The 16,741-nt window shown below is 68.8% G+C and carries 17 protein-coding genes; 15 read left to right on the top strand and 2 right to left on the bottom strand.

All coding sequences use genetic code 11. The features are described 5' to 3' along the window. Nucleotides 1-160 precede the first annotated feature (160 nt). The 7 genes from CA951_RS16145 to CA951_RS16115 all read left to right on the top strand — a co-directional run bounded on the left by CA951_RS16145 (nucleotide 161) and on the right by CA951_RS16115 (nucleotide 7,999). Nucleotides 161-1,756 carry an FAD-dependent oxidoreductase gene (locus tag CA951_RS16145; protein WP_087557779.1) on the top strand — a complete coding sequence of 532 codons (1,596 nt, stop codon included), beginning with the start codon at nucleotides 161-163 and terminating at the stop codon, nucleotides 1,754-1,756. After that, the gene (locus tag CA951_RS16140; RefSeq protein WP_087557778.1) at nucleotides 1,753-2,598 is read left to right on the top strand and encodes an alpha/beta fold hydrolase; all 846 of its coding nucleotides are present in this window, start codon (nucleotides 1,753-1,755) and stop codon (nucleotides 2,596-2,598) included. The genes CA951_RS16145 and CA951_RS16140 overlap by 4 nt, the downstream gene beginning before the upstream one ends. After that, a complete protein-coding gene (locus CA951_RS16135) occupies nucleotides 2,595-3,008 on the top strand; it encodes a hypothetical protein (RefSeq protein WP_087557777.1) in 414 nt (137 codons plus the stop codon). The genes CA951_RS16140 and CA951_RS16135 overlap by 4 nt, the downstream gene beginning before the upstream one ends. A gap of 3 nt (nucleotides 3,009-3,011) precedes the next feature. Continuing rightward, on the top strand, nucleotides 3,012-4,157 hold the full coding sequence (locus CA951_RS16130; protein ID WP_087557776.1) for an epoxide hydrolase family protein: 1,146 nt from the start codon (nucleotides 3,012-3,014) through the stop codon (nucleotides 4,155-4,157). A 140-nt stretch (nucleotides 4,158-4,297) separates the two neighbouring features. Then, on the top strand, nucleotides 4,298-4,501 hold the full coding sequence (locus CA951_RS16125) for a hypothetical protein (protein WP_143543059.1): 204 nt from the start codon (nucleotides 4,298-4,300) through the stop codon (nucleotides 4,499-4,501). A 109-nt stretch (nucleotides 4,502-4,610) separates the two neighbouring features. Further along, nucleotides 4,611-5,864 (top strand): bifunctional glycosyltransferase family 2/GtrA family protein, encoded by a 1,254-nt coding sequence (locus CA951_RS16120; protein ID WP_087557774.1) that lies wholly within the window; start codon nucleotides 4,611-4,613, stop codon nucleotides 5,862-5,864. After that, a complete protein-coding gene (locus CA951_RS16115; RefSeq protein ID WP_087557773.1) occupies nucleotides 5,861-7,999 on the top strand; it encodes a glycosyltransferase family 39 protein in 2,139 nt (712 codons plus the stop codon). The genes CA951_RS16120 and CA951_RS16115 overlap by 4 nt, the downstream gene beginning before the upstream one ends. Before the next feature lie 59 nt (nucleotides 8,000-8,058). Here the strand turns inward: CA951_RS16115 and CA951_RS16110 are convergent, their stop codons facing one another. Together CA951_RS16110 and CA951_RS16105 are read right to left on the bottom strand one after the other, a co-directional pair. Continuing rightward, the gene (locus tag CA951_RS16110) at nucleotides 8,059-8,457 is read right to left on the bottom strand and encodes a hypothetical protein (RefSeq protein WP_087557772.1); all 399 of its coding nucleotides are present in this window, start codon (nucleotides 8,455-8,457) and stop codon (nucleotides 8,059-8,061) included. Beyond that, nucleotides 8,441-8,827 carry a hypothetical protein gene (locus tag CA951_RS16105; RefSeq protein ID WP_087557771.1) on the bottom strand — a complete coding sequence of 129 codons (387 nt, stop codon included), beginning with the start codon at nucleotides 8,825-8,827 and terminating at the stop codon, nucleotides 8,441-8,443. Before CA951_RS16105 ends, CA951_RS16110 begins: the two co-directional genes overlap by 17 nt. A 99-nt stretch (nucleotides 8,828-8,926) precedes the next feature. On the opposite strand from CA951_RS16105, the gene CA951_RS16100 reads away from it, so the two are divergent. The 8 genes from CA951_RS16100 to CA951_RS16065 all read left to right on the top strand — a co-directional run bounded on the left by CA951_RS16100 (nucleotide 8,927) and on the right by CA951_RS16065 (nucleotide 16,727). Continuing rightward, a complete protein-coding gene (locus CA951_RS16100) occupies nucleotides 8,927-10,066 on the top strand; it encodes an acyl-CoA dehydrogenase family protein (RefSeq protein ID WP_179220206.1) in 1,140 nt (379 codons plus the stop codon). Nucleotides 10,067-10,188: 122 nt separating this feature from the next. Further along, on the top strand, nucleotides 10,189-10,977 hold the full coding sequence (locus CA951_RS16095; RefSeq protein ID WP_087557770.1) for an enoyl-CoA hydratase/isomerase family protein: 789 nt from the start codon (nucleotides 10,189-10,191) through the stop codon (nucleotides 10,975-10,977). A 37-nt stretch (nucleotides 10,978-11,014) separates the two neighbouring features. Next, entirely contained in the window at nucleotides 11,015-11,392 is a 378-nt protein-coding gene (locus CA951_RS16090) for a Zn-ribbon domain-containing OB-fold protein (protein ID WP_087557854.1), read from the top strand. Further along, complete coding sequence (locus tag CA951_RS16085) at nucleotides 11,392-12,540, top strand: thiolase family protein (RefSeq protein WP_087557769.1); 1,149 nt, start codon at nucleotides 11,392-11,394, stop codon at nucleotides 12,538-12,540. Before CA951_RS16090 ends, CA951_RS16085 begins: the two co-directional genes overlap by 1 nt. A gap of 9 nt (nucleotides 12,541-12,549) precedes the next feature. After that, entirely contained in the window at nucleotides 12,550-13,755 is a 1,206-nt protein-coding gene (locus CA951_RS16080) for an acyl-CoA dehydrogenase family protein (RefSeq protein WP_256973776.1), read from the top strand. Beyond that, nucleotides 13,752-14,714 carry a phosphotransferase family protein gene (locus CA951_RS16075; RefSeq protein ID WP_087557767.1) on the top strand — a complete coding sequence of 321 codons (963 nt, stop codon included), beginning with the start codon at nucleotides 13,752-13,754 and terminating at the stop codon, nucleotides 14,712-14,714. The genes CA951_RS16080 and CA951_RS16075 overlap by 4 nt, the downstream gene beginning before the upstream one ends. 52 nt (nucleotides 14,715-14,766) lie before the next feature. Next, the gene (locus CA951_RS16070) at nucleotides 14,767-15,969 is read left to right on the top strand and encodes an acyl-CoA dehydrogenase family protein (RefSeq protein ID WP_087557766.1); all 1,203 of its coding nucleotides are present in this window, start codon (nucleotides 14,767-14,769) and stop codon (nucleotides 15,967-15,969) included. Further along, entirely contained in the window at nucleotides 15,966-16,727 is a 762-nt protein-coding gene (locus CA951_RS16065; RefSeq protein ID WP_087557765.1) for an SDR family NAD(P)-dependent oxidoreductase, read from the top strand. The genes CA951_RS16070 and CA951_RS16065 overlap by 4 nt, the downstream gene beginning before the upstream one ends. Nucleotides 16,728-16,741 lie beyond the last annotated feature (14 nt).

Raw genomic sequence — 16,741 nt, 5'->3', positions numbered from 1 at the left:
CATAACTGTGGCATCAGTAGAAAATCTTGTCAACGACCGAGATGGACTAATTGCTCGCCATCTCAGTTGTGTTGAGTTATCGTGTACTAATTGTGTCCGACGTACTTGCCGATGAGCGCGTCGCGAGTGCCACCCACCCGAATACGGAGAGCTCAAGCACATGACGTTCGTGATCTCGCAGGGATGCTGTAACGACGGGTCGTGCATCGCCGTCTGCCCCGTCCAGTGCATCCGCCCCCGTCCCGGCGACCCCGACTTCACCACCACCGAGCAGCTGTACATCGACCCGGCCACCTGCATCGACTGCGGCGCCTGCATGGACGAGTGCCCGGTCGAGGCGGTGCACTCCGACTGGGACCTGCCCGAAGAGCTGTCGGACTACATGGCGATCAACGCCGAGTACTTCTCGACCAACCCCCTCGTCGGGGTCGGCGCGCCGACCTTCACCCGCCGAGTGCTGCCGCAGGACAAGGCAGCGCTGAGCGTCGCCATCGTCGGCACCGGGCCCGCGGCGTGCTACGCGGCCGCCACGCTCAGCGATATCAAGGGCGTCTCGGTCACGATGCTCGAGCGGCTGCCCACGCCATTCGGGCTGGTGCGTGCCGGTGTCGCTCCGGACCATGCCAAGACGAAGAAGATCGTCGACCGGTTCGCCGGTGTGCTGTCCCGGCCCAACGTGACCTGCTACTTCAACGTGGAGGTCGGCAAAGACATCGCGGTCGAGGAGCTGCTCGAGTACCACCATGCCGTGCTCTGGGCCGGCGGTGCGAGGGACGACCGCAAGCTCGGCATTCCCGGCGAGGACCTTCCCGGGGTGCACGCCGCCCGGACGTTCGTCGCTTGGTACAACGGCCACCCCGACCACTCGACCGAGAGCTTCGACCTCAGCGGCGAGCGGGTCGTGGTGATCGGTAACGGCAACGTCGCCCTCGACGTCGCGCGGACGCTGCTGCGTCCGGCCGACGACTTCCACGCCACCGAGATGGCCCAGCACGCCATCGCCGCACTCGCCGGGAGCAGCATCAGCGAGGTGGTCGTCGCCGCCAGGCGCGGCGCCGAGCACGGAGCGTTCTCCCAGGGTGAGCTGCTGGCGCTGGAGAAGCTCGAAGGGATTGCCGTCGTCGCCGAGCGCGACGAGGTGGCGGACCACGGTAGTGGGCGCAAGCACGAGGTGTTGCTGCGCGCCGTGGACCGTGACGGTGCAGAAGGGCCGGCGATCCGGTTCCGGTTCGGTCTCGAGCCGATCTCGGTCGAAGGCTCGGACGGGGTCGAGGCGATCACCTTCCGTCGTCCCGACGGGACAACCGAGCGGGTCGAGACCTCGCTGGTGCTGCGCGCCATCGGCTACCGCGGCACCGCGGTCGCAGGCCTGCCGTTCGACGAGACGACCGCGACCCTGCCGAACGATGCAGGCCGCGTCGTCGACCCCGAACGCGACGAGGCGGTACCGGGCCTCTACTGCTCCGGCTGGATCAAGCGCGGGCCGCGCGGGATCATCGGCAGCAACAAGCAGGACGCCGAGGAGACCGTCGACAGCGTCCTCCACGATCTCGCCGCCGGTCGGCTCTCGGATCCGTGCCGCACGCCCGACGAGCTGGAGAAGTTGCTCGCGGACCGGGTCGAGGACCTGCTCGACAAGGCAGCCTGGGGGCGGATCGACCTGGAGGAGAAGCGCCGGGGACGGGAAAGCGCGCGGCCGCGGCAGAAGCTGGTGACCATCCCCGAGCTGCTCGCGGCATCCCGGGCGCAGGCATGACCGCAGGGCCGGCAGGGGCCACTCGAGCGGTCGAGGTGGTCGAGGTCGGGGGCGTCGGAATCGCCTACCGACGTCTCGGGTCGCCCGAGGCCGACACCGTGCTCCTCGTCCATGGCGGGGCCGCACACTCCGGCTGGTGGACCGAGGTTGCTCCCGTGCTGGCCCGCGAGCACCACGTCGTGGTGGCCGACCTGAGCGGGCACGGCGACAGCGGGCACCGGCCGGCCTACCGCGCCGAGCTCTGGGCCGAGGAGATGGCTGCCGTGTTGCGCGCCGCTGGAGCAGGCGCGGGCGACGGAGCCGGCCCCTCGGCGGTGGTGGGCCACAGCATGGGAGGTCTGGTCGCTGCCGCGACGGCCGCCCGGTTCCCCGAACTCGTCGGCAGGCTGGTCCTGGTCGACACGCGGTTGCCCCTGCGGGAGCTCCCGCCGCCGACCACGCCGGCACGGGTCTTCGCCTCCGCGCAGGAGGCGCTCGACCGGTTCCGGCTGCTGCCCGACCGGACGAACGCCGACCCGCAGCTGCTGCAGGAGATCGCCCGCTCCGGGCTCGTCGAGACCGGCCCGGGGTGGCGGTGGAAGTTCGACCCGGCTGCGCGTCGTCGGCTGAGCAACGACGGCGTACGTGCGGACCTGTCGTCGGTGCTCTGCCCGGTCGGTTACCTGTACGGCGCGCAGACCGACATGGGTGGCCCGGAATCGGTGTCCTGCCTGGAGAAGTGGCTGGGGCACGCGGTACCGGTCGAGGTGGTACCCGATGCGTTCCACCATGTCCCGCTCGACCAGCCGACACGCTGTGCGGAGGCGATCTCGCGCATGCTCACCGGGCTGGTCGACCGATGAGCGGGTGGCGGGCGGTCGCGGACCTGATCGCGCGGTGGCTGGCGCCGCCGTATCCGCCGCTGATCGCCGGGGAGCGCTACATCTGCGACCTGAGCGGGGTCGGAAAGCGCCTTGCGGATCTCCGGTTCCTGCGGCTCGACGAGTGGGTGGAGGCGTGCGGCGAGGGCGTGCTGCACCAGGGCGGCTCGGCTGTGTTCGTCGGTGCGCGGGGCGACCGTGTCGAGATCTCCCGGGCGAACGTGTTGTGGCGGCACGACGAGCATCCGCGGATCGTGGCGGCCACGGGCAGTCTCGCGGTGCCGCTGGTCCCGCCCCGACGCCTGCCGACGCCGGTCTGGCGTGTCGGCTCGACGCGTATCGACGTGCCCGGGATGGTCGAGTTGGGTCGCTTGATCGACGGAGGGCAGTGAGCGGTGGGCGGCGAGATCACGCCGTTCGAGGTCCACGTCGAGGACGGCGTGCTCGACGACCTTCGGCAGCGGCTGGCATCGACGAGATGGCCCGACCAGATCCCGGGCTCGGGATGGGAGCGCGGAGCCGACAGCGGCTACCTGCGCGCCCTGGTCGACTACTGGCGCGACGACTTCGACTGGCGCGCGGCCGAGCGCGTGCAGAACACGTGGCCGCAGTTCCTCACCACGCTCGACGGGGCACGCGTCCATTTCTTCCACGTGCGCTCGCCGCATCCCGGGGCGAGGCCGCTGTTGCTGACGCACGGGTGGCCGAGCACGCCGCTGGAGTTCCTCGAGGTGATCGGTCCGCTGACGGATCCGACGGCGTACGGCGGACGAGCCGAGGACGCCTGCCACGTGGTCGCGCCGTCGCTGCCCGGGTTTGGCTGGAGCTTGCCGACGACCGAGGGCGGCTGGCATCCGGGCCGCATCGCGCGCGCCTGGCTCGAGCTGATGGCGCGCCTGGGATACGAGCGGTTCGCGGCCCACGGGACCGACTGGGGATCGGTGGTCTCCACCGAGATGGCCCGGGAGGCGCCCGAGCGACTGGCCGGCCTCCACCTCACCCTTCTCATGAGCGGACTGCGCCCTCGGAACGGTGTGCTCACGCCGGAGGAGGAGCACCAGCAGCAGGCGAACGAGGCACTGCGCGCGACCGAACTCGGCTACGTGATGCTCCAGTCGACCAAGCCCCAGACGCTCTCGTACGCACTCGCGGATTCGCCCGTCGGTCAGGCGGCGTGGATCGTGGAGAAGCTGCGCACGTGGACCGACTGCGCGGGGGACCTGGAATCGGTCCTGAGCAGGGACGAGATCCTCGCCAGCGTGACGACCTTCTGGGCGACCGGGACCGGTGGCTCGTCGGGACGGCTCTACCACGAGGCACGTCTGGCCGCACTCGGATCCACCCCGCGGCAGGGCCGGATCGGGGTGCCCACCGCGGTCGCCCTGTTCCCTCGGGAGCTCTATCCGACGTCTCGGCGGATCGCCTCGGAGCACTACAACATCGTGCGCTGGACGCCGATGGCACGAGGCGGCCACTTCGGCGCGTGGGAGCAGCCGGAGCTTCTGGTCGCCGACCTGCGTGCCTTCCTCGCCGGACTCTAGGGCGCTGGAGTGTTCACAAGTGGAGATACCCGAGGAGAAGTCATGAAATCCGTAGTCCGATGAGCCCGCACCGCAACGCCACCCGCACCGGTGTGAGGCGATACCCGCGACGACCCAGGAAACCGACGGAGTCGCAGATCATGGTCGATTTCGCTTCGATGTGGCAGCCGTGGGGAGGGGCGCCCGACGACGACATCCTCGTCCGCTTCGGCCTGCCCGAGCACGCGTTCTACAAGCGGCTGGCCAACATCCTCATCCGTGGTCGTGCTCGGCTCACGCCGTACCGAGCGAGGGCGCTCGGCGAACTGTGCGAACAGAAGCTCTCGATCTCCGCCCACCCGTGAGTACTTACTAACCGCCGGCGGTTGATAAGTACTCACGGGTGCGAAGCACACAGGAAACTCCCAGCCTCCGTCCAGAGTGATCGCAGTGTCCGGGCCGAATCTTGGACGCATGACGACGAATTCCCTCTCCCGAGCACCGGGCGCCATGGGACGACTCGAGACTTCCGGAACCTCCGAGACCGCGCCCGTGCTCGACGTTGTCGTGCCGGTCTACAACGAGGAAGCCGGACTCGAGCGTTGCGTGCGCCGGCTGCGGCGGCACCTCGACGAGAACGTTCCCTACACCGCCCGCATCACCATCGCCGACAATGCCAGCGTCGACGCCACCCTCGTGGTGGCCCACCGCCTGGCCGCCGAGATCGACGGCGTCCATGTCGTGCACCTCGACGAGAAGGGACGCGGCCGCGCCCTGCGCGCGGTGTGGAGTGCGTCCGACGCCGAGGTGGTGGCGTACATGGACGTCGACCTGTCGACGGACCTCAACGCCCTGATGCCGCTGATCGCCCCGCTGCTGTCGGGGCATTCGGACCTCGCCATCGGGTCGCGGCTCGCCCGCTCCTCGCGGGTGGTCCGGGGCCCGAAGCGCGAGTTCATCTCCCGCAGCTACAACCTCATCCTCCGCAGCGCGCTGCACGCGCGGTTCTCCGACGCGCAGTGCGGGTTCAAGGCGATGCGGGCGGATGTCGCGCAGCGCCTGCTGCCGCTGGTCGAGGACACCGGTTGGTTCTTCGACACGGAGTTGCTGGTGCTCGCGGAACGCGCGGGCCTGCGCATCCACGAGGTCCCCGTCGACTGGGTGGACGACCCGGACAGTCGCGTCGACATCGTCGCGACCGCGGTCGCCGACCTCAAGGGTGTGTGGCGGGTGGGCCGGGCGCTGTCCACCGGATCGCTGCCGATCGGCAGCCTGCGGGACAGCTTCGGGCGCGAGCCGCTGGTGCCCGGGGTGCCCCGCGGCATGGTCGGGCAGCTGGCCCGGTTCGCGGTGATCGGGGTCGCCTCCACCGTCGCGTACGCGCTGCTCTACCTGCTTCTGCATCCGGTCCTGGGCGCGCAGTGGGCCAACGCTGTCGCACTGCTCGTCACGGCCGTGCTCAACACGGCCGCGAACCGCGCGTTCACGTTCGGGGTCCGCGGATCCGAAGGCGCCGCCCGGCATCAATTACAGGGTCTGCTCGTGTTCGCGTGCGGACTGTTCCTCACCAGCGGTTCCCTGTTCGTCCTGCACTCGGCGGCCCCGGACGCGTCCAAGCACGTCGAACTCGCCGTCCTCGTCCTCGCCAATCTCGTTGCCACCATCAGCCGTTTCATAGCCCTTCGCTGGGTGTTCCGGAACGCTCGCCCCGAAGGAGTTCACGCATGACGACGACCCTCGAACAGCCGAAGGTCGAAACCCCCGAACCTCCTCCCGCACGGCGGAGGTGGGAGCCCTGGGCGCTCGCCGCACTGCTCGTCGGGACGGCGGTCGCGTACATCTGGGGGCTCGGCGCCTCCGGCTGGGCCAACTCGTTCTACGCCGCCGCGGTCCAGGCGGGTTCGGAGTCGTGGAAGGCGTTCTTCTTCGGATCCTCCGACGCGGCCAACTCCATCACCGTCGACAAGCCGCCGATGTCGCTGTGGGTGATGTCGCTGTCGGTCCGGATCTTCGGCCTCAGCTCCTGGGCGATGCTGGTGCCGCAGGCGCTGCTCGGTGTCGGTTCCGTCGCCCTGCTGTACGCCGCGGTGAAGCGGTGGTTCGGTGCCGCGGCCGGTCTGCTCGCCGGTCTCGTGCTCGCGCTGACGCCGATCGCGGCGTTGATGTTCCGGTTCAACAACCCCGACGCACTGCTGGTGCTGCTGATGATCGCGTCCGTGTGGGCGCTGCTGCGCGCCGTGGAGGACGGACGCACCCGGTGGATGGTGCTGACCGGTGTGTTCGTCGGGTTGGGGTTCCTGACCAAGCAGCTTCAGGTGATGCTCGTCGTCCCGCCGCTCGCGCTGACCTACCTCTTCGCGGGACCGCCGAAGTTCGGCAAACGCCTCGCCCAGTGCTTCGCCGCGCTCGGCGCGATGATCGTCTCCGCGGGCTGGTGGTTGCTGACCGTCGAACTGTGGCCGGCGTCGTCGCGGCCCTGGATCGGCGGTTCGCAGAACAACTCGATCCTCGAACTCACGCTCGGCTACAACGGTCTCGGCCGGTTGAACGGTGAGGAGACCGGCAGCGTCATGCCCGGTGGTGGTCGCGGGGACGCCGCGGCGGCGATGGGCGGCGCCGGCGAGGCCATGACCGGCGGCGCCGTGCCCGGCGGCGGGATGCCCGGCGGCGCCGTGCCCGGCGGCGGGATGCCCGGCGGCGGAATGTGGGGCAGCACCGGCATCACGCGCTTGTTCGAGTCGGCTCAGGGCGGTCAGATCGCCTGGCTGATCCCGGCGGCGCTGATCCTGCTGGTCGCCGGTCTCGCGCTGCGCGGCAGGGCGGCACGCACCGACACGCAACGTGCGTCGTTCGTCGTGTGGGGACTGTGGCTGCTCGTCACCGGATTGACGTTCAGCTTCATGGCCGGAATCTTCCACGCGTACTACACCGTTGCGCTCGCACCGGCGGTGGCCGCGCTGGTGGCGATCGGTTCGGTGACGCTGTGGCGTCGACGGGACAGCCTGTGGGTGCGGGCGGTTCTCGCCGTGACACTCCTGGCCACCGCGGCCATGTCCTGGGTTCTGCTCGGGCGCAGCGCGTCGTTCGTGCCGTGGCTGAAGTGGGCCGTGGTCGTCGCCGGTGTTCTCGCCGCCGTGGCCGTGCTGATCCCGGCGCTGACCAGGGGCCGGATCGCGGCCGTCGTCACGCTGGCCGCACTGTTCACCGGGCTCGCCGGACCGACGGCGTACGCCGTCGACACGATCGCGACGCCGCACACCGGTTCGATCGTCTCGGCCGGACCCAATGTCGAGGGCGGACGCGGGGGCTTCGGCGGAATGGGTGGCCCCGGCGGCATGGACGGTGCCGGACGCATGGGCGGACGCACCGACGGCACAGCCGCGCCCACGATGCCGGGCGGTGCTGCCCCCGGCGCGGCAGGAGCGGCTGCTCCTGGGACCGCGGCCGGTGCGACGGCCGGTGCCGGCGACGGCATGGGCGGCATGGGAGCCATGGGCGGCGCTGCCGGGGGACTTCTCTCGGGCAGCAACCCCGGCGAGGAACTGGTGTCGCTGCTGGAGCAGGATGCCGGCAACTACACCTGGGTGGCGGCGGCCATCGGATCCAACAGTGCGTCCGGGTACCAGCTGGCCACCGAGGACCCGGTCATGCCGATCGGCGGGTTCAACGGCAGCGATCCGTCACCGACGCTCGAGCAGTTCCAGCAGTACGTGGCGGACGGCAAGATCCACTACTTCATCGCCGGCGGCCGAGGCGGCGGAATGGGTGGCGACGGCACCGCGTCGGAGATCTCCACCTGGGTGCAGGCGAACTTCACCGCCGTCACCGTGGACGGCGTGACCCTGTACGACCTCACGTCCTGATCGACACCGGCAGTGCGCACTTGCCGACCGTTCGCGGTCGGCAAGTGCGCACAGCTGTGTCAGTGGGCGAACGAGATTTCGGGGGTGCGGCAGATGAGCAACCTCCGCACGAGGCCGGACTCGTCGAGCTGCGCCGAGGTGTTGAACGACGCCTCGAATTCACCGTTCCGGGTGGTGCGCCCCAGCGCCAGTTCGACGTCACCCACCCGGGAGCCCGCGAGGATCTCGTGTACCAGCACGCTCTTCTCGCGTTGCTGCAGGTACCCGACGAGGCCTGCGCGATCGCCGACGAACTCGGCTGCTTTCCCGCCGCCGGTGGAGAATTGAATCGACATCCGGAAGTCGTCGGTGATCATCGTCAGGACACGGTCGGGATCGTCCGAGTCCATGATCGCGAACCATGCGACCAGCACGGGCGTCGGTGACGTCCTCGAGTCCAGGTCAGTCGCGCTTGTCATGTGCCAACTCCCTTGTGAGAATGCTGAATTCGGTGTCGAAGGACACTTCGTATGCGTCGATGGTGCCGTCGGCGTCGAGGTGCATGGCGGCGAGGAAGTAGCCGGTCGTCTTCGTCTCGTTCTCGACGACGGAGCCGTAGGCGAACTGGACGTCGCCGGCGCTGCTCGTCCGCAGCAGCACGTGCCGTCGATCGACCGGGGGGCGTCCCCGGAGGTAGCTGAGCATGTCGGCGCGGCTGTGGCCGCGGCGGACGGTACCGGGAAGAACTATGGCGAACTCGATCGATTCGTCGAGCAGGGCAACCGCGTCTTCGATCCGGCCGCTGTCGAGGATCGCGTAGTACTGCTCGATCACGAGTGCATCGGTCATGAAATGAACTTAGTTCAACATGGGCGGGTCTGTCGAGAGTCCTTGCCGTCTCGACTTCTGCGAAACTAAACTGAACTCACGTCAATTTAGGAGAGTTCAATGCAGTCCTCCCATTCCAGCCCCTGGCCCGAGACCGAACCCCCGGCGATGACCCCCGTCGCCGAGCACGAAGACATCCGCGACGTCATCCGCCGGCTACTCGACCGCCATTCGACGATCGAGAGCAGTCGACTCGCCGCCCGGTCGGAGTCCGGCTATTCCCCCGAGTTGTGGTCGCTGCTCGTCGAGGAGATGAACGTCGCGGCCCTGACCGTGCCGGAGGATCGCGGCGGCCTCGGGTACGGCATGGTCGAACTCGGCATCGTCCTCGAAGAGTGCGGGCGCGCGCTGGTCTGCGAACCGGTGCTCACGTCCGCCACGCTGGGAGTTCATGCCCTGCTCTCGGCCGAAAGGTCGCCCCGGGTCGACGAACTGCTCGACCGAGTCGTCCGGGGCGAACTCGTCGCGACGGTGACAGCGCTGAGCGCGCAGACCGATTTCGTCGACGCCACAGGCGTCGGCGACCGATGGTCGCTGTCCGGTCGCGCGACGAATGTCGTGCAGGGCGGCGCCGCCGATGTCGTCGTGCTGCTCGTGCACGCCGACGACGGACCCGGCCTCTACGCGGTCGATCTGCGGACCGCGCCGGTGCGGCGAACGGAACTTCCGGTGGTCGACCCCAGTCGACGGCAGGCGAATCTGCTCTTCGACGACGCGGAGGCGGTACGTCTCGCGGGACCCGGCGACGCACCGCGCGTAGTCGAATCGTTGCGGAGCCTCGGAGTGATCGGGCTGGCTTGCGAGCACGTCGGGCTGATCGACCGATTGCTGGACAGTACAAGGGAATACACCATGCATCGCCGCCAGTTCGGGCGGTCGATCGGATCCTTTCAGGCTGTCAAGCATCGACTGGCGAACACGCTCGTGGAGCTCGAGAAGGCGCGATCGGCGGCGCGGTACGCGGCCGCGGTGTTTGCGGAAGACCCGGGCGCCGCGGCGCTTCCGGCCGCCGTCGCGGGTGCGGTCTGCACCGAGGCCGTGATCGCCACCGCGATGGAGGCCGTGCAATTGCACGGGGGCGTCGGCTTCACCTGGGAACATGCGGCGCACTCCTATGTTCGCCGCGCACTCGGAGACGAACCGCTGCTGGGGGATTCGCGGGCGCACCGCGGCCGCGTCGCGGATCTCGTCGGACTCTGAAATCGGGCCGGCTGCGGCCGGCCGAATCAAAAGCTCTTCGTCCCCGCTATTGACGGAGCGCCTCCCACCCCGTAGAACTGAAGTGAATCCAGTTCAGTTTCATTCCTCGAAAGGACCCCGACATGGTGGACACCGACCACATCGTGCTCGAGAAGGACGGCGACATCGCCCGCGTGTGGCTCAACCGCCCGCACAAGAAGAACGCGGTCACCGTCGAGTTGCTGCACCGCCTCGACGAGATCATCGTCGAGGTCGACAGCGACCCCGAACTCAAGGTGCTGGTCCTGCGTGGACGTGACGGCACGTTCTGCTCGGGATTCGACCTCGACGAACTGCGGGAGAAGTACGTCGGCTCCACCACCGCGATGGATGTCGCGGTGCTGTCGGCCCGGGTGTGCGACCGCCTGTACTCGATGAACACCCCGTCCGTCGCCGTCCTCGAAGGCTTCGTCACCGCAGGCGGTTTCGAGCTGATGATCTCCTGTGACTTCGCGATCGCCGCCGAGGACGCCCGGATCGGCGACTTCCACATCCGCCGCGCACTGTTCGGTGGGGCGGGCCCGATCTACCGGCTGCCGCGCATGATCGGCGTTCGCAAGACGAAGGAACTCATGCTCACCGGCAAGCTCCTCACCGGCAAGGAGGCGGAGGCCTTCGACCTGATCAACGCGTCGGCGCCGGCCGACGACCTGGACAAGCTTCTCGCCGAGTTCATCGCGCCGATCGTCGACAAGAGCCCGTTCATGATGAAGCTCACCAAGATGTGCATCGACCGCGGTCTCGACGCGGACATCCAGTCGCTCATGGTGATGGAGCACCTCGCCGTCGGCAACGCGCTGCAGTCGGAGGATGCACGAGAAGGCGTGAACGCGTTCCTCGAAAAGCGTGAGCCGAAGTGGGTCGGTCGCTGATCCGACCCCGAAAACGAATCCCGAGGAGAGAATGACGATGGGCGAGACACCCACCGCGCCGGCGCTCGAGGCGAGCCGCTGCACCCACTGTTCGACCGTCGCGTTCCCGGCCGCCACCGTGTGCTCGAGGTGTGCCGGGCCGGCGATGTCGCCGTTGACCTTGAGTGCACGCGGAACGGTCTGGGCGTACACGGTCCAGCGGTTCGCCCCGAAATCGCCGCCGTATGTTCCGCCGCCGGACGGGTTCTCACCGTTCGCGGTCGGCTACGTCGAACTCCCCGAGGGAATCAGGGTCGAAGGCGTGCTCGACTGCCATGACTTCGACGAGTTGGACGACGGGGCGCCGGTGACCTTGGTCGCCACGGCACCGGTGCCCCGGTTCGCCACCGACGCTTATCTGAAGGAGACCCGCTGATGTCCACCGTGTCGATCATCGGGGCCGGACTGTCGAAGTTCGGGCGTCAACCGGACAAGACCGGCCGCGGGCTCGCCCTGGACGCGATCGCGTCCGCCCTGGCCGACGCCGGCATCGCGTGGACCGACGTTCAGGTCGCGTTCGGTGGCAGCGACGGCTCCGGGCTCGCCGACACCCTGGTGTCCGAACTCGGACTCACCGGCATCCCGTTCACCAACGTCAAGAACGGGTGCGCGACAGGGGGTAGCGCTCTGGTGTCGGCCGTCAACGCCATTCGTGCGGGCGCCGCCGACATCGCGCTCGCGGTCGGCTTCGACAAGCACCCGCGCGGTGCGTTCGACCCGGCACCACAGGACTGGGGTCTGCCCGTCGGGTACGGCGAGGCGGGTCTCATGGTCACCACCCAGTTCTTCGGCATCAAGATCGCGCGGTACATGCGCGAACACGGAATCAGCGCCCCCACACTGGCCGCCGTCGCGGAGAAGGCGTATCGCAACGGCTCCCTGAACCCGAATGCCTGGCGGCGAGAACCGATGTCCGCCGAGGAGATCGCCGCCGCGGACATGGTCAACGACCCCCTCACCCGGTACATGTTCTGCTCGCCCGGCGAGGGCGGTGCGGCCGTCGTCGTGGCGAGCGAGGCCGCCGTCCGGCGACTCGGCGGAAGGCCGGTGCACCTGCGCGGCATTGCGGCAGGCACCCGCCGGTTCGGCTCGTTCGAGGTGTTCGGTCCGTCGATACAGGGCGCGGGTACCCCGTCGAGCGTGAGCACGTCCACCGCCGCCGCCGCATTCGAGCAGGCCGGACTCGGACCTTCCGACGTGGATGTCGCGCAACTCCAGGACACCGAAAGCGGCGCCGAGATCATGCACCTGGCCGAATGCGGATTCTGCGAGCACGGCGAGCAGGAAAAGCTGATCGCCGCGGGGGAGACGGAGATCGGCGGACGGATCCCGGTCAACACCGACGGCGGCTGCATCGCGAACGGCGAACCGATCGGCGCGTCCGGCCTCCGGCAGATACACGAGATCGTCACGCAATTGCGCGGAGAGGCCGGTGCCCGGCAGGTGCCCGGAAGCCCGCGGATCGGATTCACCCACGTCTACGGTGCGCCCGGGATCAGCGCCTGCACCGTCCTGTCAGTCTGAGGAAGAGCGATGAATCAAGCAACGATGCCCGGCCTGGACCAGTTCGTGGACGACGCACGCGCGTGGCTGCGCACGGTCGCCGAACCGCGCACCCAGATCAAATGGGGAGTGGGACCCGACTCTGTCGCCGTCTTCGAGAACTGGACCGCGGCGCAGGAACGCGAAGAGACCGACCACATCCGTGCGTACGAGCAGACGAAGTTCGATGCCGGCTGGGGTTCGATGAACTGGCCGGTCGAATTCGGTGGACGCGGCCTGCCGATGTCCTACGTGCTCGCCTTCCGGCGGGAGGAGAACGCATTCGACGTGCCCCGCCGAACCGAAATGTTCTCGGTCACTCAGCAACTGGTCGCACCGGCCATCGCCCAGTGGGGAACGCCCGAACAGTGTGAGCGGTACGTGCGGGCGATGCTCCGCACCGACATCATCGCCTGCCAGCTGTTCTCGGAAACCGAAGCCGGATCCGACCTGGCGGCGGTCCGGACGAGAGCGGTCGAGCGCGACGGCCGGTGGACGATCACCGGGCACAAGGTCTGGACGTCCGGCGCCCGCGTCGCCGATGTCGGGGTCGCGGTGTGCCGCACCGACCCCGAGGCGCCCAAACACAAGGGCCTCACCGTCTTTCTGGTCCCGATGGACGCTCCCGGCGTCACCGTCCGGCCGATCCGCCAGATGACCGGGGGCAGTTCCTTCAACGAGGTGTATCTCGACGGCGTCGAACTGTCGGACGACTACCGGCTGGGGCCGGTGGGGCAGGGCTGGCCGGTCGCATTGACGGTGCTGGCGGCCGAGCGCCTCGATGCCGGGAATCTGGGGCTGGCCAACGCGGATCAGGCCGTCGAACTCGCCCGCCACCTGGGCCGCGAATTGTCCGAGATCGAGCGCGACAAGATCGCGGATCTGGTGACGCGCAGCTATGTCCAGCGGGTCACGGGAATGCGGGTGGCCGCCGCGGTGGTCGCCGACAAGGACCCCGGTCCGGAGGCGTCGGTGGGCAAGTTGCTCGCCACCGACACCATGGCGCGCACCTCGGAAGTCGTCCGGATGCTGCTGGGGCGCGACCTGATCGCCGACTCGGGCGAGTGGGGCACGTTCGCGTGGACCGAGCACGTCCTCGGCGCACCCGGATACCGCATCGCAGGCGGCACCGACGAGATCCAGCGCAACATCCTCGCCGAGCGCGTGCTCGGCCTGCCGAGGGAGCCCCGACCGTGAGTGCAACGATCACCCTCGACGACCGTGTGGCGCGTCGCCTGCGCGAGCAGAACCCCGGCCTGGACGTCGGCCCGCTCGAGCCGCTACTCGGCGGGCACTCCGGTCTGACCTACAAGGTCCGGACCGGTGAGGGCGACCTCGTCGTCAAGGCCGTGCCCGAGGGGCAGCGTCCCATCGGGCGGCACGACATGGTGCGCCAGGCGAGGATCATGGAAACACTCGGAGCTACAGCGGTTCCCGTGCCCCGCATCGTCACCGTCGACGAGAACGGTCCGGCATGGTTCGCGATGGAGTGCGTCGCAGGCGAATCCCTCGAGCCGGTGCTCGATACGCCTGCGGTCGAACCGGCCGTCGCTGCCGCTCGGATGCGCCGGGCCGCCGAGGTGCTCCCACTACTGCACGGGGTGCCCCTCGACACGATCCCGGCCGCCGGAGAACCGTTGTCGCCCGGCGCCGAACTGGCGCGGTGGCAACGCACCCTGGACGCCGTTCCCCCCGAACTCGTGAGCGGGGGCGAGGAGTTGCTGGGTCTGCTCGCCGCCGACGTCCCGGACGGGATGGCGCCGACGTTGGTGCACGGCGACTACCGGCTCGGCAACATCCTCGCGCGCGGCACGGAGCCGGCGGCGTTGATCGACTGGGAGATCTGGAGCCTGGGCGATCCTCGGGTCGAGTTGGGCTGGTTCCTCGTCTTCGCCGACGGTGCAAACTTCCCCGGCGTCGGGCGCGCGGTGCCGGGTCTGCCGTCCGGGGACGAGCTGATCGACCTCTACACCGGGGACTCCCCGGCACTGCCGGACATGAACTGGTTCAACGCACTCGGCCGTCTGAAGATGGCGGCGATCATGGGCCACAACCTGCGCAGGCACCGGGAGGGCCGCCACCACGATCCCGATCAGGAACGGCTGCCCGACACCATCGCGCAGCTCATTCGCAGCGGCACCGCACTACTTGCCTGACCACTCTTTCGCGCACGGCTCGAGGCGCTGACAGGAACTGAAAGGACGACACGTGGACTTCGGATACTCCGCACGCACCGAGCGACTGCTCGAGCAACTGCGGACCTTCATGGAAGAGCACGTCTATCCGGCCGAGGCCGTGTACGACGAGCAGATCAGGTCGAACGACAACCCGCACGAACAGCCGAAGGTCATGCTGGACCTGCAGACGAAGGCACGGGAACTCGGACTGTGGAACCTCTTCATGACGCACGGCGAATGGGGCGCCGGGCTCACCAACCTCGAATACGCACCGCTTGCCGAGATGGTCGGACGCTCGGTGATCGGCAACGAAGCGATCAACTGCTCGGCACCCGACACCGGCAACATGGAAATCCTCGCCATGTACGGCACCCCGCAGCAGCAGTCCCGCTGGCTCGCGCCGCTCCTCGACTGCACGATCCGGTCGGCGTTCGCGATGACGGAACCGGAGGTGGCGAGTTCGGACGCCACCAACATCACCTCGACCATCCGCCGGGACGGCGACGAGTACGTCCTGAACGGCCGGAAGTGGTACACCTCGGGCATTCTCGATCCCGACTGCAAGCTCGTCATCTTCATGGGCAAGTCCGATCCCGACGCCCCGACGTACCGGCAGCAGAGCATGATCCTGGTGCCGGCGGATGCTCCCGGCATCGAGGTGCTCCGCGACCTGCCGATGTTCGGCTACCGGGACCGGCTCGGCCACGGCGAGGTCCAGTTCACGGATGTGCGGGTGCCGGCCGACCACATGCTCGGCGCCGAGGGTGACGGGTTCGCGATCGCGCAGGGCCGGCTCGGGCCGGGACGCATGCACTACGCGATGCGGGCGATCGGCATGGCCGAACGCGCCCTCGAGCTGATGTGCCGACGGGTCCTGCAGCGCACGGCTTTCGGCGGACCTCTCGCCGATCGCGGAGTGGTGCGTGAGTGGATTGCGCGGAGCCGGATGGAGATCGACCAGATCCGGCTGCTGGTACTCCAGTCGTCGTGGCTGATGGACACCCGCGGCAACGCCGCGGCCCGCTCGGAAGTCGCCGCGATCAAGGTGGCCGCGATGGAGGTTGCGCATCGCGTGGTCGACCATGCCGTCCAGGCGCACGGCGCCGCGGGCGTGAGTGACGACACGATCCTCGCCCGGCTGTACGCGATCACCCGGGCACTGCAGATCGCCGACGGCCCGAACGAAGTCCACCTGCGCACGATCGCGCGCCTCGAACTGAAGAAGTACGCATGAACACGACACAGGAGTTGAAAGGCAAGGTCGCACTCGTCACGGGGGCGACCCGCGGGCTCGGATACGCCATCGCCGGCGGGCTCGCCGCCGCAGGAGCGACCGTGATCGTGTCGAGCCGCAAGGAGGAGGCGTGCGTCTCCGCTGCCCGTGCGATCGTCCGGGACACCGGTGGAATCGCCGAACCGCTCGCACTGCACGTCGGGAAGTGGGACGCGATCGAAACCGCGGTCGACCACATCGTCTCCCGATTCGGGAAGCTGGACGTGGTCGTGAACAACGCCGGCATCGCGCCCCTGTCACCGACCCTGGAGTCGGTGTCCGAGTCGCTGTTCGACAAGACGATCGAGGTCAACCTCAAGGGACCGTTCCGGCTGATGGCGGTGGCCGGCGCCAGGATGAGCGCGGCCGGAGGCGGTTCGATCATCAACATTTCGAGCATCGGCGCGGTGCGGCCCAGCCCGCCCGAGGCGATGTATGCGGCGTCGAAGAACGGCCTCAACGCGCTGACGATGGCGTTCGCGCAGGAATACGCGCCCCGGGTGCGGGTGAACTGCATCATGCCGGGCGGATTCGCGACCGACATGGCGGCGGACTGGGACGACGAGTTCGTCGGCAAGATCGTCGACCGGCTGCCCGCCGGACGGCTGGGGCATCCGGATGAAATCGCCGGCCTCGTCGTGCATCTGGCCGGGGACCGCGCCGGCTACACCACGGGCGCCGTGATCCCGGTAGACGGCGGACGCACCGCCGTCTACTGACGCGCGTGCCACGA

Source organism: Rhodococcus sp. NCIMB 12038 (assembly GCF_002165735.1).
GTDB lineage: Bacteria > Actinomycetota > Actinomycetes > Mycobacteriales > Mycobacteriaceae > Rhodococcus_F.
Note: the sequence above shows the minus strand (reverse complement) of the source record. Positions and strands in the feature narration are given on the sequence as shown.